The following is a 21345-nucleotide window of genomic DNA, read 5'->3' as shown; positions in this document are numbered from 1 at the left end:
GCGCCGGCGCGGGCTGCGCGTTCGGCAGGGACTGCGGCGGAGCGGGAGGATTCGGGTTCTCGACCAGGCGCGGCTGCTCGTCCGGGGCCTGCGGCGCTGCTTCCGGCGCCGGTTGCGGCGCGGCCGGGGCGTTGCCGTCGGCCGCGGCGGGCGCCGGCAGCGGCGCATAGAAGGGTTGCTCGCTGGTCGGCGGCGCTTCCTCGCCGGCGCGATAGAAGCCGTCGTTGCGATTGCGGTTGCCCGACCAGACCCAGGCGAACAGCGCCAGCCCGATCGCGAACGCCCCCAGCACCCACCACCAGGCCTTGCCCGAGGGCAGCCAGGAAGCGAAGTTGAAGGAACGGCGCGGCGCGGGGGAGGGCGTGGACATAGGGCAGGAGGACTGGCGGGTCGGAGGGATCGCGGCGATTTCAAGACGCCGTGCATTCTGCAACGAAATGCCGCGCGCTGTCGGCCGCAACCGCCGCGGACCATGCGCGGTTCGCGAAAAAGCCGCTTTGACGCGATAATCTGCGGTTCTCCCCGCCACATCCGGCTAAGTCATGCTCGATCCGAACCTGTTGCGCCAACAGCCCGGCGAACTCGCCGCCCGCCTGCACGCCACCCGCGGCTATGCCCTGGACCCGGCGACGCTGGTGTCGCTGGAAAGCGAGCGCAAGATGGTGCAGGTGCGCACCCAGGAGTTGCAGGCTTCGCGCAACAAGCTCTCCGGCGAGATCGGCAAGCGCAAGAGCAAGGGCGAGGACATCGCCGACCTGATGGCGCAGGTGTCGAGCATGGGCGACGAGCAGAAGCTCGGCGAGACGCGTCTTGACGCGATCAAGACCGAAATCGAGGCCATCGCCCTGGGCATCCCCAACCTGCCGCACGATTCGGTGCCGCTGGGTGCGGACGAAACCGCCAACGTCGAACAACACCGCTGGGGCACGCCGCGCGAATTCGATTTCCAGGTCAAGGACCATGTCGAACTCGGTGCCCGCAACGGCTGGCTCGACGCCGAAACCGCGGCCAAGCTGTCGGGCGCGCGCTTCACCGTGCTGCGCGGCCAACTGGCGCGCCTGCATCGCGCGCTGGCCCAGTTCATGCTGGACCTGCACGTCGAACAGCACGAGTACGAAGAAACCAACGTCCCGCTGCTGGTCAATCCCGATTCCATGCGCGGCACCGGCCAGTTGCCCAAGTTCGAGGACGATCTGTTCGCGACCCTGGTCGGCGAGGGCGAATCGGCCAGCAAGCGTTATCTGATCCCGACATCGGAAGTGCCGCTGACCAACATCGTGCGCGATGTGATCGTCGAAGACTCGGCTTTGCCGCTGCGCATGACCGCGCATTCGATGTGTTTCCGCGCCGAAGCCGGCAGCGCCGGCCGCGATACCCGCGGCATGATCCGCCAGCATCAGTTCGAGAAGGTCGAACTGGTGACCATCGCGCGCCCGGAAGACAGCTACGCCGAGCACGAGCGCATGACCCGCTGCGCCGAAGTGGTGCTGGAAACCCTTGGCCTGCCGTACCGGCGCATGCTGCTGTGCACCGGCGACATGGGCTTCGCCGCGACCAAGACCTACGACCTGGAAGTGTGGCTGCCCAGCCAGAACAGCTACCGCGAGATTTCCTCGTGCTCCAACTGCGAAGCCTTCCAGGCCCGCCGCATGCAGGCGCGCTGGCGCAACCCGGCCACCGGCAAGCCCGAGCCGGTGCATACGCTCAACGGCTCCGGCGTGGCGATCGGCCGGGCGATGATCGCGGTGATGGAGAACTACCAGAATGCCGACGGTTCGATCACCGTGCCCGAAGCGCTGCGGCGTTACATGGGCGGGGTCGAAACGCTGGCTTGAGCGGGACAGGTTCGCGGCCCCTCACCCCAGCCCTCTCCCGCAAGCGGGAGAGGGAGCTCTTCGGAGGTTTTCGTTCGCGCTTGCTGTTCGACCGCTCCGGTCGCGTCGTACTACTCCCTCTCCCGCTTGCGGGAGAGGGCCGGGGTGAGGGCCGCGAGCCCATGCCGCGGACACAAAAAAGCCGGGCCCGTCAGGACCCGGCGAATGCCGGCGTGGGGGAGGGAACGCCGGACTTGGGAGCTACACGGTGATCACGGGTGTTGCGGGACAGACACGGATGAAGCGTCATGCCGCCTTGCGTTGCGGCAGCGGGATGGAAGCGTGGGCCGCAGCGAGCGCGTCGGCACGATGCTGAGGCGAGTAAGACACACCCTCGGCGCGCACGAACTCGACATCGGTCACGCCGATGAAACCGAGGACGTGACGCAGGTAGGTCTCCTGGAAATCGCTGGGCTGGCCGCTGTGCAAACCCCCGCGGCCGCTGACGATGATGGCTTTCTTGCCCCGGGCCAGGCCCTCCGGGCCGTCGGCGGTGTAGCGGAAGGTCTTGCCGGACACCGCGACCCGGTCGATCCAGGCCTTGAGCGTGGAAGGAATGCCGAAGTTGTACATCGGCGCGCCCAATACAATCACGTCGGCGTCCAGGAATTGTTGCAGAATGCGCTCGGATTCCTCGGTTTCGGCGGGATTGACCTTTGCCAGGGAACGACCGGTAAGATGCGGAATCGGGTCGGCGTCCAGATCGCGGTAGTCGATGCTCAGCCCCGCCACCTCGTCCTGCCAGCGCGCCGTTACGGCTGCGGACAGCTCACGGGTCACGGAATTTGCGCCCAAGGCGCTGGAATCGATGTGCAGCAGCTTCATGGTGGGCCTCGGTAGGCTGAAAGGCGGGCGGTGCCGCGTTGGAGCAAAGTCTGGATCGTTGCGGTAACAGGATAAAGCTGGTTCAATATCACCAACTGTTCTACTTTTGGAACTATCGGCATGCACGATCTCAATGACCTCTACTACTTCGCGATGGTCGTGGACCACGCCGGTTTCGCCGCCGCCGAGCGCGCGCTGGGCATTCCCAAGTCGCGCCTGAGCCGCCGCATCAGCCAGTTGGAAACCGATCTGGGCGTGCGCCTGCTGCAGCGTTCCACCCGCCGCTTCGCCGTGACCGAAGTCGGCAACAGCGTGTATCGCCACGCCCAATCGATGCTGGCCGAGGCGCAGGCCGCGCGCGAAGTGGTCGATCGGCTCAGCGCCGAGCCGCGCGGCGTGATCCGGGTCAGCGTCCCGGTCGGCCTGGCGCAGCAACAGATTCCCAGGCTGCTGCCCGAATTCCTGGCCAAATACCCGCAGGTGCGCGTGCAACTGCACGTCAGCAACCGGCGCGTGGACATCATCAACGAAGGCATCGACGTCGCCCTGCGCGTGCGCTCCAAGCTCGACGACGATGGCAGCCTGGTCATGCGCAGCTTCGGCCAGATCCAGGAATTGCTGGTCGCCAGCCCCAAATACCTGACCCGCATGGGCCGCCCGACCAATCCGGACGAACTGGCCGATCACGTCACCCTGAGCATCAGCGAAGACGACGCCCGCCAGCGCTGGGAATTGCACGGTCCCGACGGCGAAGTGCGCAAGGTCGAACTCAAGCCGCGCGTGATGGGTTTCGACTTCCCGATGCTGATGGCGCTGGCCGAGCAGGGCGTGGGCATCACCCTGCTGCCGGAAACCGTCTGCGCCGAAGCCGTGCGCCGCGGCGAGCTGGAAGTGGTGCTGCCGAACTGGCGCCTGCCGCAGGGCATCTTCCACGCCGTGTTCGCCTCGCGCCGCGGCCTGTTGCCGGCGGTGCGGGTGTTCATCGACTTCCTGGCCGAGAAAGCGCCGTCCCTGGTCGAATCCGCGCGTCTGCAGTGCAGCGACATCAAGGGCCAGCCGTGCCCGGACAGCGTCGCCCACCGCGAAGGCAAGAAGCACGACAAGCCGGTGAAGATTTCCGCCCCGGCGTGAGAGAATGTCCCGCGTCCGGTGCAAGACCGGGCGCGCAGGGCGCCGCCGCGATGGCGCGCCCGCGAACGACAACGCGTAGTTCTACGGAGAGATGGCCGAGTGGTTTAAGGCAGCGGTCTTGAAAACCGCCGAAGGGTCAAACCTTCCGTGGGTTCGAATCCCACTCTCTCCGCCAATCTACGGCGTCTTCGTCCTCGCGCCGCGCCGTATTCGGCTCAGGTTGCGGCGACTATCAAGATCTTTCGAGGCCCAGATCGGAGATCGACGCAAGAAATTCCTGCGCATCGAATGCCTCACCCGGGGCGACAATGCCGCTCTTCTTGCATCGCCCGTCGCTTATGCGCTGGAGCGCTTCGGCTACCAGCGGCGCGCTGATCGCGTAGATGTCGCGTCCATGCGCACTTGCGTAACGTGTCTGGCCGTTTCGGCGCACCCGGACATCGACGGCGAAGACCTGCGCTGAACGTCCGCGCGTATCGGTCGATGCCGGTGGCGGCGTGCTGGGGTCGCGCAGATCATTGAGCGGCGTGAGGTTCATATAGGACTGCACCTCATCGCTGCGCAGGTGCCGCGAGATCGTGACGATCTCCGAGAACGGCAGCGCCACCATCTGCTGTATTCCGAACGGTGCACAGAACGTCCATTCGCGCGATGACGGCGGATCGGCGAGCGGGTTCCAGTTTCCCGTTCGCAATGACCAGGCGCGGGCCGTGGGCGGGGCGCCTCGGTGCGCGCGTGCCTGCCGTAGGGTGCCAGCTGTCCAAGGCTACGCCGATCTCGATCGAGTCTGCATCCGGCCAATCCTGCTTCGCCGCTGTTACCAACAAATCCGCCAGGCCACCGTAGAACGCCATCGCGGGAATGACGGTGATCCCAGCCTTCCTTGCTGTTTCAGCGAAGCGTTCGAAGATGCCGAGCACGACCGCTTGCTCGGCGCATACATCCAGATAATGGATACGCGCACGCAGCGCCGCTTCGAGCATCGGTATCGCGGTATCGAGAAATGGCCCTGCGCAGTTGATGACGCCCAGGGCGCCGTCCAAGGCACGGTCGAGCGACGATGGATCCATGACCGATGCCAGCCGTCGTTCGAGCTGGGGAAACGCGTCGCCTATCTCGTCCAGCTTGTTTGCATCGCGCCCGGCCAGGATCGGTGTCCATCCGCGTTCGCATAGTTCGGCGACGACAAAACGTCCCGTATGTCCATAGGCACCGTAGACGGTGACCTTGCGATTCGACGTTGTCATGCAGTGCTCCGCGGCGGTTGATGTCCTGGCGGATGGAACCATTCGCTCTCCGCATCGGCTATCGGAATCTTTAGCCAAACCGGAAAATCTGAAGGTTCTAATGCAGAACTTGAATCGCGCGGGCTTTCGTAGACAGTCGGAGCTATCGCACGTCGTCGCAATCGCCCAGGACCAACCACAATGCTATTGCTTGCGTATCGATAAGGCAGCACAAAGCCAGAAGCTACCGTCGCAGCGGTAGCTTCTGGCCTCATCGAAGACTTCGGTGCGCGGCCGCTGAACCGGTTTGAAAAACCGGTTCAGATCGCCGGTTTGTTCAGGCCATCCTCAACGCTCCACGCGTCTGCGACTGGATCTGCTCATCGTCCTGCGGCGAATTCTGCCGGTCGGCGTCCTGGAGCCTGTGGAGACTGTCCGGCAACGGCTGCCGGGCGGCCTGCGCCTTATCGACATTGGCATGCACGATGTCCACCGGGTTGCCGGGATTGGTCCATACCGCGAACAAGTTTCCGTTCGTCGGGCTGGCCACAACGTCGTGGATTTCCTTGATCGGCGGCACGCTGTTTCTCGCGCTCAAAGCCAATGCGCCGGCGATGCGTTCTTTCTCGTCTTCGTTGCGATAGCCGCCGGCCTCCGGGCCCAGCTTTTCCAATCCGCGCATGGCCTGCGCGAAAAGAGGATGCGCTTGTTCCGGCTTGGGACCGGGGCCGGGCTGCTCCTGGACTCGGTTGGCCATGGCTGGATTTTCGCGATCGTCGGTGGAAGCGCCGCGACTTGGCGAGAAAGCGTTCGGCAATGCCTCGGACTGCCTGGAAGCGTAGCCGGTGTCCGATCGGAGTTTTTGCGGCTGAGCTTCGCCGGCCGCGATGGTGTCCGTCTTGGATTGTTTATCGAAGCGGCCGTCGTTGAGATCGGTGACCCATTTGTCCGTCACGTCCTTGGGCGCTTCGATATGGACGTGGGCGCCTTCGGAGGCGCCGGTGTTGCCTTGCTTGCCCACCACTTGGCCGTATTCGACACGGTCTCCCTTTTTCACGTCCACTTCGGACATGTGGTACATGTAAGCCAACTTGCCGTCGTCGCCCTTGATGACCACCGAGTTGCCGGCACCGCCGCCGTACTCGCCGGCGACCATCACTTCGCCCGACATCGGCGCGGGAATTTTCTGTTGCTCGGCATTGGCGGAATTCCCCAACACGACATCGTTCACGCTGAGTTCTTGCGGAACCCCGTACTCGCTGCCGCGCGTGCGCGACGTCTGTCCGTCATGGTGCTGTTCCAGCTTGCCAGGGTCGGTCAGCGGCGTGCCGGAGCTGTTTTTGACTTCGTAGGGCGCGTAGGTGGGGACGTCCTGCGGCGACGGCGCATCGTCCATTTGCCGCGGCGTGCCCTTCGTCGGCAGCGGGCTCGGCGGTTGAGTGGTTTCCGCGGTCGATGTCGCGCCATCCGAACTCTCGGAAGATCCGGACGCGGCGACTTTTGCCTGCGGATTCTCGGACGCTTCGTGTTGCTTGGCCTGAAGATGTTGATCCAGCGCCGATCCGGGCGGCACGAACGGCGGCGGGTTCTGGCTCTGCGCTTCCGCGGCCGGAGACGATGCCTCGGGTTTTTGTTGCGTGCGTCCTTCACGCCAGACTTCGGCGAAGCCGTTCGGATGCTGACCGGGATTGGCGTTGGAAAATTGTTCCAGTTCGGTCGGCGTCATGCTGGTGATCTGCGGCCGCGCGGGATCGCCGACGAGGAAGTTGCCCTTGTCGTCTTTGCCTGCGACATAGATGAAGTGGCCGCCGCCGCCGGGCAGTCCGCCGTTGAGCACGACGCTGTGGCCACGGTCGACCGCTTCGCCCACCGCGGCCGCGGAACCGTCCGGGTTGAAGCTGGCTTCCATTCCCGCTTCCTTCGCCGCATTGGCGACCAGCGAAGCGTTGCCCGGAACGCCGTCGTCGGGATTGGCGCCGGTCAACTTCACCATTTCGTCCAGAGTGGCGTCGTCCGCGGGCCGCATTCCCCATGACGCCATCGCCATCGTCAGCGAGGTCGGACCGCATTGCCAATTACCGGGCTGCGGCTTGTACCACTGGTTGTGATCGAGATTCGGGCCGGCGGCATCATCGACCGGTTTCGCTTCCGTCGTCTCGCCGCTGCCCGGTTGGCCAGGCGTAAGCGTCGGGCCGCCGATATTGGGCGTCGGAGAGGGCGACGGGTTGTTCGGCGATTGGTTGTCCGGCGATTTGTCGGACAAGGAAACGCCTTCGCCTACCGCGCTCTGGGCGCGGCCTTGATACGCGCGCCGCGCATCGATGCCGGTGAGCCCACCATTGATGCGTCGGGTGACTTCTTCGAAGTCGCCCGCGTCGGCCGCGGAATTGATATCGCGTTTGTTCCAGTACCACGCCGCCGCCTTAGCCGCGACTTCGGGATCGCTCGCCAGTTCCGGATTGCCCACCAGATCCAGGCCCAGCGCCTCACCGGCCGCCTCATAGTTGGAACGGCCCGTCAGCTGGATGAAGCCGCGGCCCTTGAAGCGCGCGCCGTCGCCCGGTTCGGTGTTGCCAAGATCCTCGCGGCCTTCGTACTGGGTGCCGTCCGCGTATTCCTCCAGCGTATTGAAACCGTCGGTTTCCTGCGCCAGTTGCGCGAGGAACATCGATTGGCGTTGCGCGGTGTTGGCGTCGGCCGCGGTCATCGCCTGAGTCAGCGGGCCGGCCAACTGGGTCGCGCGCTCCAGGCTGAGATTCGGCGCGATCTGCTGCACTTGTTCCGGCGTGAGTCCGCCGATGGAACGAGCCGGCGACATCGGTAGATCGGAAGATTTGTACTGGACATTCATGGCGGAACCTCTAAGGTTTCGATCAAAAGTGGATTCACTCTGGGGAGAACGACATGACTATCGTGCGCAGAATGGTGGCGTTACTGGTGTTGGCGACTCTCGGCAATTCCTGCTTCGCCGCCGAGCCCGCGTGCGCGAACGAGGCTCGCGCGCAGGCGAAACGGCTGTTGACGTTTCACGTCGGGGAAGACGACCGCATCTCGATCGACTCAGCGGTCAAAAAGCGCACCTCCATACGAAATCCTGCCAACGCGAAGCAGCAATTCGCCGTGCTGGAGGTGTGGGGGCACGTCTACAAAGGTTCGTACCGGATGCGTTTGATCTATAGCGAGGCAGGCCAGGGCTGCACGCTGATGGGGCAGGAAATCCTCGAACACGCGAGCTTGTAAGCGATCCATACTTCGCCTGGTGTTGTTATCGATAACCTTGCTTCGTAACAAGGCGGATCGACAGGACATCGCCGCGGCGCGAGATCGCCCGAAAAGGTTTCGTGAACGTTGAAATGTGACGCGGTCGAAGTTTCAGGCGCTGTCGGCGGTTCGCGGCTCGCCATCGGCCAGCACGCCGCGTCCGCGACGCGTGTCCTGTTTCAAGCGGGTATCGCGAACTGGATAAGCACCAACCCGGAATCGTCCAGCGCACGCCGCGATGCCCGGCCACATCGGCTTCGCGTGGTCCCTGGCCGGCCGGGGGCCGTATCCTGCCGCGGCGGTGCCGTGGTCCTGTTCCCTTATCGGAATGCGCATGTCCTCTCTCGAAGTCCGCGCTCTGGCCGAATTCGATGCCGTGGCCGATCTGGATGCGGCGCATCGCCAGCAGGCGCTGGAGGTGTTGCGCGCCAACGATCCGGAATTGTTCCAGGCGGTGAGTTCGCTGCTGCGCGCCGACGCGCTGCCGGGCGCGCTGGAAACCTCGCCGCTGAACATCCTCGCCCAGAGCCAGCCCGCGCGCGCCGGGGCCGACGACGCTTCGCCATCGGATCAACGCATCGGACAGTCACTCGGGCCCTGGCGGATCGAAGCGGTGCTGGGGACCGGTGGCATGGGCACGGTGTATCGCGCGCTGCGCGACGACGGGCAATACGCGCAGGCCGTCGCGATCAAGTGCGTGCGCAGGGAAATCTCCTCGCCGGTGCTGGCCGAATCCATCCGCAACGAACGCGATGCGCTCGCGCGCCTGGATCATCCCAACATCGCGACCTTGCTCGACGGCGGCATCGACGCGGGAGGGTATCCGTGGTTGGCGATGCAGTTGGTCGACGGCCAGCCGATCGACGCCTACTGCGATGCGCAGCGACTGGACACGCGCACGCGCGTGGCCTTGTTCGATCAGGCCTGCGAAGGCGTCGCCTATGCGCACAGCAAGGTCACGCTGCATTCCGACATCAAACCGTCCAACATCCTGGTCGGCGCCGGCGGGCGCCCGATGTTGATCGACTTCGGTCTGTCTTCGCTGAACCTGGGGGCGCTCGGCGCACCGCGCGCGGGCGTGGCGATGACCTGGGGCTACACCGCGCCGGAGGTGATGGCGGGCGAGGGCTACAGCGCCGCGAGCGATATCTACGCGCTGGGCGCGGTGCTTTACCGATTGCTGTGCGGACGATGGCAGCCGGCGCAGGCCGAACTGCGCGCCGCCGGCATGGCGAGGTTCGACCCGCCGCAATCGCCGAGCCGGCTCGCCAGCGAGGCGACGATCGACGCGGCGAAACTGCGTTCCTGCGATACGGTCGCGGCCTGGGCACGCGAGTTGTCCGGCGATCTGGATCGCATCGCGATGGCCTGCGTCGATCCGGACCCGCGGCGGCGTTATCGCTCGGTGGCGGAATTGCAGATCGATCTGCGCCGCTGGCTGCAGACGCGTCCTTTGCTCGCGCGCGAAGGCGAAGCCGGTTATCGCGCGCGTTTGTTCCTGCGCCGCAACCGCATCGCGGTCGCGGTGTCGGTGGTCATGATCGCCGCGCTGGGCGCGGTGTCCGGATTGGCCTACAAGCACAGCCGTCAAGCCGCGCGCGAAGCGCAATCCACCCGCGAAGTACAGCGCCTGTTCGAAGACACCCTGGGCGAAATGACGCTGACCAGCCTCGGCCATTCGCCGCTGGTGTCGGGCGACATGCTGCATGTCGCCGAACGGCGTTTGCGCGAGCGCGGCAGCGCCGATCCGGCGTCGGTGCGCGCGCGCGGCCTGATCGCGCTGGCCAAGAGTTACACCACGCTGGGCGATTACGAGCGCGCCTTGAACCTGGTCAAGGAAGCGCGCGCGCTCGGCATGGACGATCCCGAGCAGCGCGCCTTGACCCAGGCCACGCTGGCCCATCTGTTCAACGTCCAATCCCGTTATGCGCAGGCCGAACAGGCGGTGCGCGAAGGTTTGCTGGACGTCAGCGCCGCCGATCTGAACCGCCGCGCGCATGTCGTATTGGCCCTGGACGTGGAGCTGGCGCGAGCGCAATGGGGCAGGGCGCGGCTCAGCGAGGCCAACGCGACGTTGGACCGCGCCCTGGGCATGGCCGAATCGCTGGCCGCGCGCAATCCCGTGCCTTTGGCCGAGTTGCTGACGCAGCGCGGGGAATGGCGCACGCAGTTGTTCGAATTCGAGTCGGCGCGGCGCGACCTGCAGCGCGCGGTCGTTCTGGCCGACGGACGCGACGCGGTCGTGGCCGACTCGGCGCGCGCCGAACTGGAACACACCTTGTTCGCGATGGACGAGCGCGCGCAGGCCTTGGCCATCGCCGAGCGCCTGCTGGCGAACCGGCGCCGCCTGCTGGGTCCGGCCCATCCGGAAACCGGCAAGGCCTGGGCGGTGCTGGCCGAAGCGCAGTACGCCAATGCGCAGCTGGCGCCGGCGCTCGAATCCGCGCAGACCGGCGAAAGGATTCTGCGCGATGCGCTGGGATCGCAACATCCGGAGGTAGCCGATGCGATGCGCATGGTCGCGGCCGTGCATTCGCAAACCGGCGAAACCCAGTTGGGCATCGATGAAGCGCGCACCGCATTGTCGATCATGCTGCGCGCGCATGGCCCGTCGCACCAGCGCAGCATTCGCGCGATGATCCATCTGGGCAGCGCGCTGGCGGTCAAGGCGCTGGAAACGCCGTCGGAACGGCCCTGGCACGAGGTCGTTGACCTGTATCAGCGCGCGGTGACCGAGGGCGAGAAGCAGGGACTGCCGATGCTGGTGTACCGCGTGTATCTGATCCGCGCGCAATTGCGCATCGGCCACACGCAAGGCATCGAAGCGGAACTCGGGCGGGTGATCGCCGGACTGACCCGCGCGCGCGGCGCCGGCAACGATCGCGTTCTGCAGACGCGCTACGTGCTGGTCGAATTGCTGCTGCGGCAGAAACGCGACAGCGATGCCGGACGCGAGCTGACCGCCTTGCTGCGCGACGCCGACGCGGCGGCGCCGAGTCTGGCCGTCGATGTGGTGCGCTTCAACAGCCACGATGTGCTGGGCGATCTGGCCTCATCCGCGGGCCAGACCGCGAGCGCGCGCGAACACTGGCAACGCGCTTACGAGATCGGCTTGCGCATCGCCGGGCCGAAGGAGGCGTCGATCCGTCAGGTGGGAGAGAAGCTGGCGCGGCTCACCTCCGCGACCGGCGCGCAGGCGCTGGCCAAGCACTGAGCCCGCGCGGCGCGCGGGCGTCGGTCGATACGCCGCGCGATACGCGGCGGCCTAGATGACGATGTCGCCGCCCTCGTGCCCCAGCCGCATCAGCAGATAGGCGCGTGCGCGCCGCCAATCGCGGCGCACGGTGCGCACGTTGAGCGAGAAACCGTCGGCGATCTCCTGCTCGCTCAAGCCGCCGAAGTAACGCAGTTCCACGACTTGCGCCAAACGCTCGTCGAAGCCGGCCAGGGAGTCGAGCGCTTGATCCAGCGCCAGCAATTGCTCCAGGCGCGATTCGGAACCGGACTCGGCATGCTCGTTCAGGGCGGTGAAATCGATCGCGCTGCCGCGTTTGTCCGCCAGGGTGCGGCGCGCTTCGTCCAGCAGCACGAAACGCATCGCGCGCGCGATCAGCGAGGTGAGGTGCGCGCGGCTCTCCACCGGCAGGTCCGAATGCGCCAGGCGCAGCCAGGTTTCGCTGATCAGCGAGGTCGGCGATAAGCGCGGCCCGCCCTGCTGGCGAATCTGCGAGCGCGCGATGCGATGCAAATCCGCATAGAGCAGGCTGTAGATGCGCTGCCAGGCATCGGCCCGTCCGTCGTGCGCGGCGGCCAACAGCGCGGTGACGCTGTCGCCGCCATCGGCCGGTGGCGGAGCCATTGCGGTATCGGCGCAGTTAAGCGGTTGCGCCGGTGGACGGTGATCGATTGCGATCATGCGGTGAACTGGCCTCGCGTGAAAAATCGGCAGGCGTATTCGCCAGACCGCCCCATTCATGCCGTCTCGCCGGCTAGCCCGGCGGAATTCATCGCTTATAGCGAATCTCCCGTGAGCATTGGGCCATCATGAAGGTCGGCGATACAGGTGTTTTTTGCGATGGACCGCGAAAAATCACGGCCAATATCACATTTCTTCGTCAAATACCGGAAGGGCGCGCACCCGCGCCGGCCGCATCGGCATGAGAGAGGGACGGGCATGGGCCCGCCCCGCGCGCGGCTGCCATGCTCAAGCCAAGGTTCTGACGGCCGATTCGCGATCCCACTGGCGGGTCTTGGCCCGTTTGACGAATGCGGCGGGCTTGTCCGCGGCGATCACGCCTTCATCGGCTTCGACACCCGCGGCGTCCAGCAATCGCCGTCCACCGGCATCCAGGGCGATGGCCTTCAAGTGGCCGTATGCGTCGCGGACGAAGTCCACGGCGGCGGCTTCGGTCGCCAGGCGTTTTCCGGCGGCGTCGGACAACACGATCGCCACGGCGTCGAACACCAGCGAAGGCGTGCCCGCCAGTTGACCGTCGGCGGCCTGGATTCGACCGTCGCTGAGCTTCGCGCCGCCGACCTTGGGCGCCACGATCCTGAACTGCGCGCCGGCCGCTTCCACCGCCTTGCGCAAGCCTTTGAGGACGGCGGCGTCGGAGCCTTCATCGATCAACGCGCCTACGCAACGGCCGGACAAGGTGTCTTTCATCTTGCCGATGATCTGCAGCATGGGCGATGGCGGCAAGTCGATCGGCTCGACCGCGGCCGGCGGCGCCGGCGGCAGCCGCGTCAAGCCGAGGCCATCGGCCACGCGCTGGGCCAGATCGGCGTCGATATGCCGCAGGTGTCCGACGACCGCTTCGCGCACGTGCGGCGTCTGCACCTTCGACAGTTCGAACACCAGCGCCGAGGCCAGATGCGCTTGCTCGGGTTCGCTCTGGCTGCGGTAGAACAAGCGCGCCTGGCTGTAGTGATCGGCGAAGCTTTCCGCGCGGACGCGGCCCTTGCTGCCGTCGTCGCGCACCGCCGCGCTGCGGAAGCCCAGCGGCGTTTCCCGCGGCGAGGCGGGATCGAGCGAGCTTGGCTCGTAGTTCACCCGTCCCTTGGGAATCTGGGCCTGCATATGGCCGTCGCGTTGAAGATTGGCGAACGGGCACTTCGGAGCGTTGATCGGCAGCTGATGGAAGTTCGGCGAGCCCAGGCGCGAGAGTTGCGTGTCCAGGTAGGAGAACAGCCGGCCCTGCAGCAGCGGATCGTTGGAGAAGTCGATGCCGGGCACGATATGGGACGGACAGAACGCGACTTGTTCGGTCTCGGCGAAGAAGTTGTCCGGCCAGCGGTCCAGCACCATGCGTCCGATAACGGTCAGAGGAATGGTCTCTTCCGGAATGAGCTTGGTGGGGTCGAGATGATCGAACGGCAACGCATCGGCCTGTTCCTGGGTGAACAACTGCACGGCCAACTCCCATTCGGGAAAATCGCCGGCCTGGATCGCCTCGAAAAGATCCCGGCGGTGATAGTCCGGATCGGCGCCGGCGAGTTTGACCGCTTCGTCCCACACCGTCGATTGCAGCCCCAGTTTCGGCCGCCAGTGGAACTTGACGAAGGTCGATGCGCCGCGCGCGTCCAGCAGGCGGAAGCTGTGCACGCCGAAGCCTTCGATCATTCGCAAGGAACGCGGGATGGTGCGATCGGACATCACCCACATGATCATGTGCATCGATTCGGGGGTGAGCGAGACGAAATCCCAGAACGTGTCGTGCGCGCTCGCGGCTTGCGGAAAGCCGCGGTCGGGTTCCATCTTCACCGAATGCACCACGTCGGGGAACTTCACCGCGTCTTGAATGAAGAACACCGGCACGTTGTTCCCGACCAGGTCCCAGTTGCCTTGCTGCGTGTAGAACTTGACCGCGAAGCCGCGCACGTCGCGGGGCGTGTCGACCGACCCGGCGCCGCCGGCCACCGTGGAGAAGCGCGCGAACACCGGCGTGCGTTCGCCGACCTCGCCGAGGATTCGCGCGGTGGTGTATTTCTTCAACGAACGGGTCAGTTCGAAGTAACCGTGCGCGGCGGAGCCGCGCGCGTGGACGATCCGTTCCGGAATGCGCTCGTGGTCGAAGTGGGTGATCTTCTCGCGGAGGATGAAGTCCTCCAGCAGCGTCGGACCGCGCTCGGCGCTGCGCAGCGAGTTCTGGTTGTCCGACAGCGCAAGCCCCTGGTTGGTCGTAAGCGGCGGATGCCGGCCCGAGGCCTGCTGGTGAAGTTCGTCTGCGTTGCCTCGGTATTCCTGCGCTGCTTTACCGCTCTTTGCCGGGGCCGCGGCAGCGGCCGGCTTGGCAGTGCTTTTGGCTGGGGGAGAGGCGCTGGCCTTGTTCTTCGCGGGGCGAGGTTTCGTTGCCATGAGTCCGTCCTGTAGAAGCTTGCGTTCGGCTGGCGCGCAGAGCGCCAACCGTGGATGGGCCTCACGAGACTGAGTGGAAAACCGTTAACGACGCGTCGGCGAAAGGCCATGAAAGCCTCACGGGCATCGAATGAAATACGGACGAATCCACCGCGGCCTGCGGCATCGCTTCCTGAATCAGCGCGAGCGATCGGATGTTCGCGGCTCGCGCAGGCGCCGACCGGCCCGCGATGTTTTCCCGTGCCGCGATTTTCCCGGCGAGCGTATCGATCGCCGCTCTGGTGGATGATGAGCAAGAATTCGCGATGGTTCGGTGCCTTGAAACAAGGCCTCCGGGCATTTCCCGGAAGCCTTGTTTCGTCGCGCCCGGGCGGCAAACGTCGGCTCCGTCGCGATGGTTCACAATCGGGTGATGCGAATCCAGTTGATGTTCCAGCCGCCTTGTTGCGCATAGACGCCGAGGTTGTACGTCCCCGCGGCCACGGTGACCGTGTGCGCGACGGTGGTCCAGTTCTGCCAGCCGCCGGTCGCCGGCACCTGCGCCTGGCCCAGCAGGATGCCGCCGGCGTTGAGGTCGAGCGACAGCGCGCCGCCGCTGGGGCTGGCGACTCGGTATTCGACCCGATAGCTGCCGCTGGCGGGGAAGGCGATGTTGTTGTACGACATCCAGTCGCCGGTTTCGATCCAACCGACGTTGGAGCCGCCTTCCGAGCACGCTTCCACCTGAACGCCGTTCTGCGCGCTGAAGTTTTCCGCTTCCAGCGTCAGCGCCCACGGCGGGTTGGCGCGCGCGATCACCAGCGAGGTGGCGCGATCGTTGAAGCCGTCATCGACCAGACAGGCGGTATCGGCGCTCTTGGTGACGCTGGGGCCGGTGAAGTTGTCGTCCTGATACAAGGTGGCCTGATAACCGGCGGTCACGCGCAGCGACGACAGATCGTCGTTCTGGATGCCGCGCGCCTGCAACTGCGACAAGGTGTAGCCGCCTTCGGGCAGGGCCACGGCGTAGCCGCCGTAGTTGCAGTGCTGAAAGCCGGTGGCGACGCCGTTGCCGCCGGCGCCGGCGCTGTACACGCGCACGTAGTCCACTTCCATCTTCGCCGGTAGGCGGCTTTCATCGACGTTGAAGCCCGGCCAGTTGCCGCCGATGGCGAAGTTCAGCAGCAGGAAGAAATCGCGGTGGAATTCCTCCGTGCCATTGACGCTGTTCTGGATATTGGCTTCGTGGAACTTGGTGCCGTCCACGTACCAGCGGATCGCGTTGGCGTCCCACTCCACCATGTACAGGTGCCAGTCGGCGACGCTGAGCGCGGTGTTGCCGCCGTACTGCGCGTAGTTGCCGTTGTTGTCGCGCCAGTGGATGGTGCCGTAGGTGCGGTCCTCGTTGTTGACATGCTCCATGATGTCGATCTCGCCCGAGTCGGGCCAGCCGACTTGCGGCAGGTTCGCGCCCAGCATCCAGAACGCCGGCCACGCGCCCATGAACGAGGGCAGCTTCATCCGCGCCTCGATCTTGCCGTACTTGAAGGTGCGGATGCCTTGCGTCTTCATCCGCGCCGAGGTGTAGCGAAAGCCGCCGAAATCCTCGCGCCGGGCGGTGATGACCAGGGCGTTGTTCTCGATGCCGGCGTTCTCGCGGCGGTAGTACTCCAGCTCGTTGTTGCCCCAGCCGCCGCTGCCGTTGCCGGTTTCGAACACCCAGTCGGGCTTGATCGATCCGTCGAACTCGTCGCTCCATACCAGTTGCCAGTTCTGCGCCCAGGCGCCGCCGGCGAAGCCGCAGGCGGCGAGGAAAATCAGGCTCTTGATCAGTCGTTTCATGAGGTCGTGTCCTCGTGGGAGTCGGGAACGTCGCATCGCATCGCGATGGGCGCGGCCATGCCGGGCAGTCGCGACGGCGTGCGGATCGCGTCGCCGCGCGGCGACTGCGGCGCTTCGCGCGGTCGCGGATAGATTCGATCCTATGCGCCGGCATGGCGCTGCGCAGGGCGTCGCAACACCCCGCACGCTTCGGTGCTGATGCGTGACGCATGCACGTTTGACGGGGCGGGGCGGTGGCTTCGCCGCTTCGGTCGCTTTCGGCCGGCGCTGCGCGGCCGCATTCGAATTGCGATGACCGGCACCTCGCCGACCCTGGCCCGCGTCGGCGGCACCGCGATAATTCCTCCACGCATGCCGGCAAGGCTTCGAGGCCGCCGGCCTGCGCGGCCGCGCGGCGAAGTCCGCGCGGTCAGGACCCGCAGTCAACCCGACCAAGGAGAAGGATCGTGAGAAGACTCAACCGCAAACTGTGCGGCGCCATTGCCGCCTTGACCCTCGGACTGGGCGCGGCCACCAGCGCGTTCGCGTGGCCGCCGCCGGGGCATCCGTATGTCCAGATGGTCTATTACTACCGCGACGGCGCCGTCGTCGGCATGCGCTTCGTCAGCTACGGCTGCGAGTATCCGCAGCCGCCGGGCTGGGGCGAAGAAACCGACGAGGCGCGCGGCGGTACACGGCTGGATTGTTATGGGCCGGCGCCGGTGGAAAGCGGGGCTGGCGTAGTGCGCTGAATCCGGTCGTTAGCGGTGTTTAGAGCCGCTACGGCCATCGGATGACCCACGCGCGGATTAAGCCCCTCTCCCGCTTGCCGCCCAAAGTGCCCTGCTTCGGGCGCGGGAGAGGGGCTGGATGAGGGGGCGCGGAGTCGCGGACATCGCAAGATGCCGGCCAGCCCGCGGCGATGACATCAATTCAACCCGCGTCTTCACCGATCGCGGTTTGCGAATCCGCGCCAGCCGCTTCCTCGCGCAGCCAGCGGCAGAAGGCATCGACGGCCGGATTGCCGTCGCCGCCGTCGGCCGGGCGCACGATCCAGAACGCATATGCGTTGGCCAGGACATGATCGAACGGCGCGATCAGGCGCCCGCGCTGCAAATCCTCCGCGACCAGCGGACCCACGCCGAGGGCGACGCCATGTCCGGCGATCGCCGCTTCCTGGGCCAGATAGATGCTGGAGAAGACCGGGCCGCGCGTCGCGTTCATGCGCGCAGCGCCCGCCGATTCCAGCCACGCGGCCCAATCCGGCACGCCGGCGCGGCCGATGGCGCTTTCGTCGTGCAGCAAGGTATGCCGCAGCAGATCGTCGGGCCGCGTCGGCGCCGGGCGACCGTCGTCCGGCCGCGACGGCGCGCAGACCGGGAACACCGGCGCATGCAGCAAATGTTCGGTGCGCACGCCGGTGTAAGCGCCGGGCCCGTAGCGGATCGCGACATCGATGCCGTCGCGGACGAAATCGGCTTGTTCGTTGCCGGTTTCGATACGCACCTTGACCTCGGGATGGTCGCGATGGAACCGATGCAGCCGCGGCGCGAGCCATTTCGCCGCGAACGATTCCATCGTGCTCACGCGCAGGTCGGCGTGGGCGGGCGCGGTGGCCCGGTCCAGGGCCAGATTGATCAGCCCGAACAGTTCCGTCAGCGACGCGGCCAGCGCCTCGCCCTGCGCGGTCAGTTCGACCGCGCGATGGCCGCGATGGAACAGCTTCACGCCCAGGTGCGCCTCCAGCCGCTTCACCTGATGGCTGACCGCGGCCGGGGTGACGAACAACTGCGTGGCCGCGACCTGAAAACTCAGGCACCGCGCCGCGGCTTCGAAGGCGCGCAAGGCGTTGAGCGGGACAGGGTGGAAGGACTTCACGATCGCATCGAACCCGTGGGGTGCCGGAGCCGGCATCCTATCAAGTTAGTTTTGCTAACGCGGCGCGCAAAACATCTCGTTTGTCAGCGCCGCCGGCGCTGGAAATGATGGGGCCATCGAAACGGCGGACGCGCATCATGAGATTCGAAGAACTGGCCGGCGACGTGCTGATGTTCGTCGGCGACGACCACGAGTCGGTCGCCACCGCGATCCTCGACGGCGAGCAGGCGCTGCTGATCGACGCGCTGGGAAGCCACGACGATGCGCGCTGGCTGCGCCGGGTGTTGTGCGAGGACTTGCGCAAGACGGTGCGGGTGATCGTGGCCACGCATTTCATGAGCGATCACATGGCCGGACTTTCGCTGTTCCCGGACGCGCTGACCGTCGCGCACCGCCATCATCGCTATGCCTTTCTTTCGCAGAACCGGCGCGTGGATGCGTTCTATCGCGAACCGCGGGTGGTGTTCGACAGCGCGATGAACCTGCGTTGGGGCCGGCACGATCTGGCCCTGATCCACAACCCCGGCAAGACCATGGACCACATCAGCGTGGACGTGCCCGGCGCCGATCTGGTCTGCGTAGGCGACAACATCGTCGGCAATATCGTCTATCTGTCCAAGGCCGATCCGGCGTTGATTCGCGCCGCGATCGGCCGTATTCGCCAGTTCGGCCGCGGCACCGTCGTCGGCGGGCATATGGGCAAGTTTCCGGCGGATGTGCTCGACAACGCGGTGCATTATCTGGACCGATTGCAACACCGTGTCACGAAACTGCGGCTCGATTTCGCCGCGGACGAAGCCGACGCCCGCATCGCCTCGATTCCCATCGAAGCCTGTCTGGCGCCGGGGGTGGAAGCGTGCGCGTTCGAGCGCGAATGGCATCGGCGCAATCTGGACGTCGTCATCGCCCAGTCGGTGTTCGCCTTCGACGCCGCGCTCGCAGCACGGGCGGTGCCGGCATGAATCGCGCAGACATCGGGTCCGGTCGCGGCATCGGGCGGCGGCGATTCCTGAGCGGCTGCGCCAGCTTCGCGGCGGCGAGCCTGCTGCCGGTTGGCCGCGTGTTCGCGGCCGGCAACGGCGATGAACTGAAAATCCAGCGGCTGGCGTGGGCCGGCATCCGCCTGCAATTGCCGCAGGCGACCTTATTCATCGACCCGTTGATCAATCCCGACGCCTGGGGCGCCGCGCTCAAGGACCGCTTGGTCCCGGTCGGCGATGCGGTCGGCGATACCTATGTCGCGATCACCCACGCGCATCCGGATCATTTCGATCCCGTGGCCGCGGCGCAGGCGCTGAGCAAGGGCGGGGCGCTGGTGTTTGCGGCCGGAACCCAGCCGCGGCCCCTGCCCGAAAAAGCGCGAGCGCGGCCGAGCGCGTTGTGGGAGCCGCAACTGCTCGGCGACTTCACCGCCACCGCGGTGCCGGCTTCGGACGGTTACGGCGATCCGCAGGTGTCGTGGGTGGTGTCGGCCGGCGGCCGCCGCATCTTCCATGGCGGCGACACGCTCTGGCACGGGCACTGGTGGCGGATCGCGCGCCAGTTCGGCCCGTTCGACGCGGCGTTTCTGCCGATCAACGGCGCGCGTTTCGGCTGGCGCAAGCCGGTCAGCGGCCAGCCGGGCGTACTGACGCCGGAACAGGCGGTGGCGGCCGCGACCATCCTGGGCGCGCGCCGTCTGATTCCCATCCACTACGGCATAACGGGCATGGACGAGGAATATCGAGAGGTGGACGATCCGATCGGTTCGCTGCGCAAGGCCGCGCGCGCGAAGTCGGCCGCGGGGATCGCGATACAGCCGATGATGCCGGGAGAATGGTTGGACTGGGTTGTCTGAAACGCGTCGGCGAGGCGGCGACGCGCTCAAGCCACCGCGTCCTGCCAGACCCCGGTCTCGGCACGAGCCTCCATGCCGTTTCGCCGCGGGCCGGGCGTTGCAATCGGTACCGAGCATGTCAACATGATCGGCATCAAGGGCCACGAGAAATCGATGCGCGCCACTACGTCCCTGTCAGCATGCAGCGCCGCCGAATGCTGCCGTCCGCGCGCGCCGTTGCGCATCGCCGCCGGCCGCCTGGCGCGGGACCGGCACCACGCCGAGTCAGGCGCGCGAAGCCTCGCTGCGGCGCGACTGAGCGATGAGGCGGGGCGATAACGAGGACGAAGGCGACGTGTTGGCCGAGGCGAGGCAGGGACGATGAAGACCGGACACAAACTCGCCGCGGCCGTCGCGGTTTTGCCTTTGTCGCTGTTGATGCTGCGCATCACCGGCAGCGCCTGGTGGCTGCTGGGATTGCCTTTCAGCTTTTGCGCCGGCTGGTTGTACGCCAGCGATCTGCATGCCGAGTTGGTGCGCGCCACCGACATGAAGGTCTGGTCGTGGCGGCGACTGCTGCTGCAACTGCCGCAATACGTCATCGCTACGGTCTTCGCGCTGGGCGGCGTCGCCGGATTGGCATGGCTGCTGTGGACGCTGTGGCAGGGCGGCGATATCGGCCTGAAACACGGCCTGCTCGGGCTGGCGGGTTCGATTATCGCGATACTCGGCGGTGTCGGCATGTTCATGCAGGGCATTCGCGGCCCGCCGCCGACGGTCAAGGAATGGTTCAAGGTCAGTTTCGACGACACGCAGGTACGCATACGCGCCCGGCCGCCGCGCGAGCCGGAGGTGGATGTGAGCTTCGCCTGGGCCTCGATCGTGCGGGTGATTTTTGAGGATGGCGGGCTGGGCGGCAGCGATGTTTTCTTCATCTTCACCGATGCCGCCGAGAAGCCCTTCGTCGTCCTGACCGAAGGCGAGGGCGGTCCGGAGTTTTCCGGCGCCTTGTGCGGGCGCGGTTATTTTCCCCCGGATATCTTCATGCAAGCCATGGGATCGAGCGGCGGCGGCTGCTACGTCTGGCCGCCGCTGGAAACCACGCGCTGAGCGATCGCCGCTTCAACGGCCGCGGCGCGGTAGGATGCGAACGAACCGTCCTCCCGCACGCCACCG

At 66.1% G+C, this 21345-nt stretch carries 16 protein-coding genes, 1 tRNA gene and 2 pseudogenes; 10 read left to right on the top strand and 9 right to left on the bottom strand.

The window, feature by feature from the left end:
• Nucleotides 1–370 (bottom strand): annotated as a pseudogene (locus J7J50_RS23370) (hypothetical protein); the annotation flags it as partial.
• Between the two features lie 172 nt (nucleotides 371–542).
• On the opposite strand from J7J50_RS23370, the gene serS reads away from it, so the two are divergent.
• A complete protein-coding gene (gene serS / locus J7J50_RS23365; protein ID WP_215060264.1) occupies nucleotides 543–1835 on the top strand; it encodes a serine--tRNA ligase in 1293 nt (430 codons plus the stop codon).
• A gap of 285 nt (nucleotides 1836–2120) precedes the next feature.
• Here serS and J7J50_RS23360 read toward each other — a convergent pair whose 3' ends face one another.
• Entirely contained in the window at nucleotides 2121–2699 is a 579-nt protein-coding gene (locus J7J50_RS23360) for an NAD(P)H-dependent oxidoreductase (RefSeq protein WP_215060261.1), read from the bottom strand.
• A 120-nt stretch (nucleotides 2700–2819) separates the two neighbouring features.
• Here J7J50_RS23360 and J7J50_RS23355 point away from each other — a divergent pair.
• A pseudogene (locus J7J50_RS23355) lies at nucleotides 2820–3698 on the top strand (LysR family transcriptional regulator); the annotation flags it as partial.
• 217 nt (nucleotides 3699–3915) lie between these two features.
• Nucleotides 3916–4005: transfer RNA gene (locus J7J50_RS23350), tRNA-Ser, on the top strand.
• 57 nt (nucleotides 4006–4062) lie between these two features.
• On the opposite strand, the gene J7J50_RS25010 is transcribed toward J7J50_RS23350, so the two are convergent.
• The 3 genes from J7J50_RS25010 to J7J50_RS23340 all read right to left on the bottom strand — a co-directional run bounded on the left by J7J50_RS25010 (nucleotide 4063) and on the right by J7J50_RS23340 (nucleotide 7874).
• Nucleotides 4063–4440 (bottom strand): hypothetical protein, encoded by a 378-nt coding sequence (locus J7J50_RS25010; RefSeq protein ID WP_251044339.1) that lies wholly within the window; start codon nucleotides 4438–4440, stop codon nucleotides 4063–4065.
• Nucleotides 4382–5077, bottom strand: a complete 696-nt coding sequence (locus J7J50_RS23345; RefSeq protein ID WP_251044340.1) for a saccharopine dehydrogenase NADP-binding domain-containing protein — start codon at nucleotides 5075–5077, stop codon at nucleotides 4382–4384. The genes J7J50_RS25010 and J7J50_RS23345 overlap by 59 nt, the downstream gene beginning before the upstream one ends.
• Nucleotides 5078–5393: 316 nt before the next feature.
• Nucleotides 5394–7874, bottom strand: a complete 2481-nt coding sequence (locus J7J50_RS23340) for an XVIPCD domain-containing protein (RefSeq protein WP_215060257.1) — start codon at nucleotides 7872–7874, stop codon at nucleotides 5394–5396.
• An 86-nt stretch (nucleotides 7875–7960) separates the two neighbouring features.
• Between J7J50_RS23340 and J7J50_RS23335 the strand changes: the two genes are divergently transcribed.
• Together J7J50_RS23335 and J7J50_RS23330 are read left to right on the top strand one after the other, a co-directional pair.
• Nucleotides 7961–8296: a hypothetical protein gene (locus J7J50_RS23335; RefSeq protein WP_215060255.1), complete on the top strand. Its 336-nt coding sequence runs from the start codon at nucleotides 7961–7963 to the stop codon at nucleotides 8294–8296.
• Between the two features lie 355 nt (nucleotides 8297–8651).
• Nucleotides 8652–11531, top strand: a complete 2880-nt coding sequence (locus J7J50_RS23330; protein WP_215060253.1) for a serine/threonine-protein kinase — start codon at nucleotides 8652–8654, stop codon at nucleotides 11529–11531.
• Between the two features lie 51 nt (nucleotides 11532–11582).
• Here J7J50_RS23330 and J7J50_RS23325 read toward each other — a convergent pair whose 3' ends face one another.
• The 3 genes from J7J50_RS23325 to J7J50_RS23315 all read right to left on the bottom strand — a co-directional run bounded on the left by J7J50_RS23325 (nucleotide 11583) and on the right by J7J50_RS23315 (nucleotide 16496).
• Nucleotides 11583–12176, bottom strand: a complete 594-nt coding sequence (locus tag J7J50_RS23325) for an ECF-type sigma factor (protein ID WP_215060251.1) — start codon at nucleotides 12174–12176, stop codon at nucleotides 11583–11585.
• Nucleotides 12177–12521: 345 nt separating this feature from the next.
• Nucleotides 12522–14675: a catalase gene (locus tag J7J50_RS23320; protein WP_215060249.1), complete on the bottom strand. Its 2154-nt coding sequence runs from the start codon at nucleotides 14673–14675 to the stop codon at nucleotides 12522–12524.
• Nucleotides 14676–15074: 399 nt separating this feature from the next.
• The gene (locus tag J7J50_RS23315) at nucleotides 15075–16496 is read right to left on the bottom strand and encodes a carbohydrate-binding protein (RefSeq protein WP_215060247.1); all 1422 of its coding nucleotides are present in this window, start codon (nucleotides 16494–16496) and stop codon (nucleotides 15075–15077) included.
• 446 nt (nucleotides 16497–16942) lie between these two features.
• Between J7J50_RS23315 and J7J50_RS23310 the strand changes: the two genes are divergently transcribed.
• Nucleotides 16943–17227 (top strand): hypothetical protein, encoded by a 285-nt coding sequence (locus J7J50_RS23310; protein WP_215060245.1) that lies wholly within the window; start codon nucleotides 16943–16945, stop codon nucleotides 17225–17227.
• Between the two features lie 181 nt (nucleotides 17228–17408).
• Here J7J50_RS23310 and gcvA read toward each other — a convergent pair whose 3' ends face one another.
• Nucleotides 17409–18353 (bottom strand): transcriptional regulator GcvA, encoded by a 945-nt coding sequence (gcvA, locus tag J7J50_RS23305; RefSeq protein WP_215060243.1) that lies wholly within the window; start codon nucleotides 18351–18353, stop codon nucleotides 17409–17411.
• Between the two features lie 137 nt (nucleotides 18354–18490).
• Between gcvA and J7J50_RS23300 the strand changes: the two genes are divergently transcribed.
• The 4 genes from J7J50_RS23300 (at nucleotide 18491) to J7J50_RS23285 (ending at nucleotide 21279) form a co-directional block, all read left to right on the top strand.
• Entirely contained in the window at nucleotides 18491–19315 is an 825-nt protein-coding gene (locus tag J7J50_RS23300) for an MBL fold metallo-hydrolase (RefSeq protein ID WP_215060242.1), read from the top strand.
• A complete protein-coding gene (locus tag J7J50_RS23295; RefSeq protein WP_215060240.1) occupies nucleotides 19312–20190 on the top strand; it encodes an MBL fold metallo-hydrolase in 879 nt (292 codons plus the stop codon). Before J7J50_RS23300 ends, J7J50_RS23295 begins: the two co-directional genes overlap by 4 nt.
• A gap of 72 nt (nucleotides 20191–20262) precedes the next feature.
• Complete coding sequence (locus J7J50_RS23290) at nucleotides 20263–20508, top strand: hypothetical protein (protein WP_215060238.1); 246 nt, start codon at nucleotides 20263–20265, stop codon at nucleotides 20506–20508.
• A 42-nt stretch (nucleotides 20509–20550) separates the two neighbouring features.
• Entirely contained in the window at nucleotides 20551–21279 is a 729-nt protein-coding gene (locus J7J50_RS23285) for a hypothetical protein (RefSeq protein ID WP_215060236.1), read from the top strand.
• The last annotated feature ends 66 nt before the right edge of the window (nucleotides 21280–21345 follow it).

It is taken from the genome of Lysobacter sp. ISL-50 (genome assembly GCF_018612875.1).
In the GTDB taxonomy this organism is placed as follows: domain Bacteria; phylum Pseudomonadota; class Gammaproteobacteria; order Xanthomonadales; family Xanthomonadaceae; genus Lysobacter.
The sequence above is the reverse complement of the archived record's forward strand: the minus strand, read 5'-3'. Positions and strand labels throughout refer to the sequence as shown.

Excerpts from the sequence above, each read along its gene's own strand:
- J7J50_RS25010 (WP_251044339.1), bottom strand. The coding sequence starts at position 4,440 with ATGGTGGCGCTGCCGTTCTCGGAGATCGTCACGATCTCGCGGCACCTG.
- J7J50_RS23285 (WP_215060236.1), top strand. The coding sequence starts at position 20,551 with ATGAAGACCGGACACAAACTCGCCGCGGCCGTCGCGGTTTTGCCTTTG.
- J7J50_RS23290 (WP_215060238.1), top strand. The coding sequence starts at position 20,263 with ATGCCGTTTCGCCGCGGGCCGGGCGTTGCAATCGGTACCGAGCATGTC.
- J7J50_RS23360 (WP_215060261.1), bottom strand. The coding sequence starts at position 2,699 with ATGAAGCTGCTGCACATCGATTCCAGCGCCTTGGGCGCAAATTCCGTG.
- J7J50_RS23320 (WP_215060249.1), bottom strand. The coding sequence starts at position 14,675 with ATGGCAACGAAACCTCGCCCCGCGAAGAACAAGGCCAGCGCCTCTCCC.
- J7J50_RS23345 (WP_251044340.1), bottom strand. The coding sequence starts at position 5,077 with ATGACAACGTCGAATCGCAAGGTCACCGTCTACGGTGCCTATGGACAT.
- J7J50_RS23340 (WP_215060257.1), bottom strand. The coding sequence starts at position 7,874 with ATGTCGCCGGCTCGTTCCATCGGCGGACTCACGCCGGAACAAGTGCAG.
- J7J50_RS23330 (WP_215060253.1), top strand. The coding sequence starts at position 8,652 with ATGTCCTCTCTCGAAGTCCGCGCTCTGGCCGAATTCGATGCCGTGGCC.
- J7J50_RS23300 (WP_215060242.1), top strand. The coding sequence starts at position 18,491 with ATGAGATTCGAAGAACTGGCCGGCGACGTGCTGATGTTCGTCGGCGAC.
- J7J50_RS23335 (WP_215060255.1), top strand. The coding sequence starts at position 7,961 with ATGACTATCGTGCGCAGAATGGTGGCGTTACTGGTGTTGGCGACTCTC.
- J7J50_RS23325 (WP_215060251.1), bottom strand. The coding sequence starts at position 12,176 with ATGGCTCCGCCACCGGCCGATGGCGGCGACAGCGTCACCGCGCTGTTG.
- serS (WP_215060264.1), top strand. The coding sequence starts at position 543 with ATGCTCGATCCGAACCTGTTGCGCCAACAGCCCGGCGAACTCGCCGCC.
- J7J50_RS23315 (WP_215060247.1), bottom strand. The coding sequence starts at position 16,496 with ATGAAACGACTGATCAAGAGCCTGATTTTCCTCGCCGCCTGCGGCTTC.
- J7J50_RS23295 (WP_215060240.1), top strand. The coding sequence starts at position 19,312 with ATGAATCGCGCAGACATCGGGTCCGGTCGCGGCATCGGGCGGCGGCGA.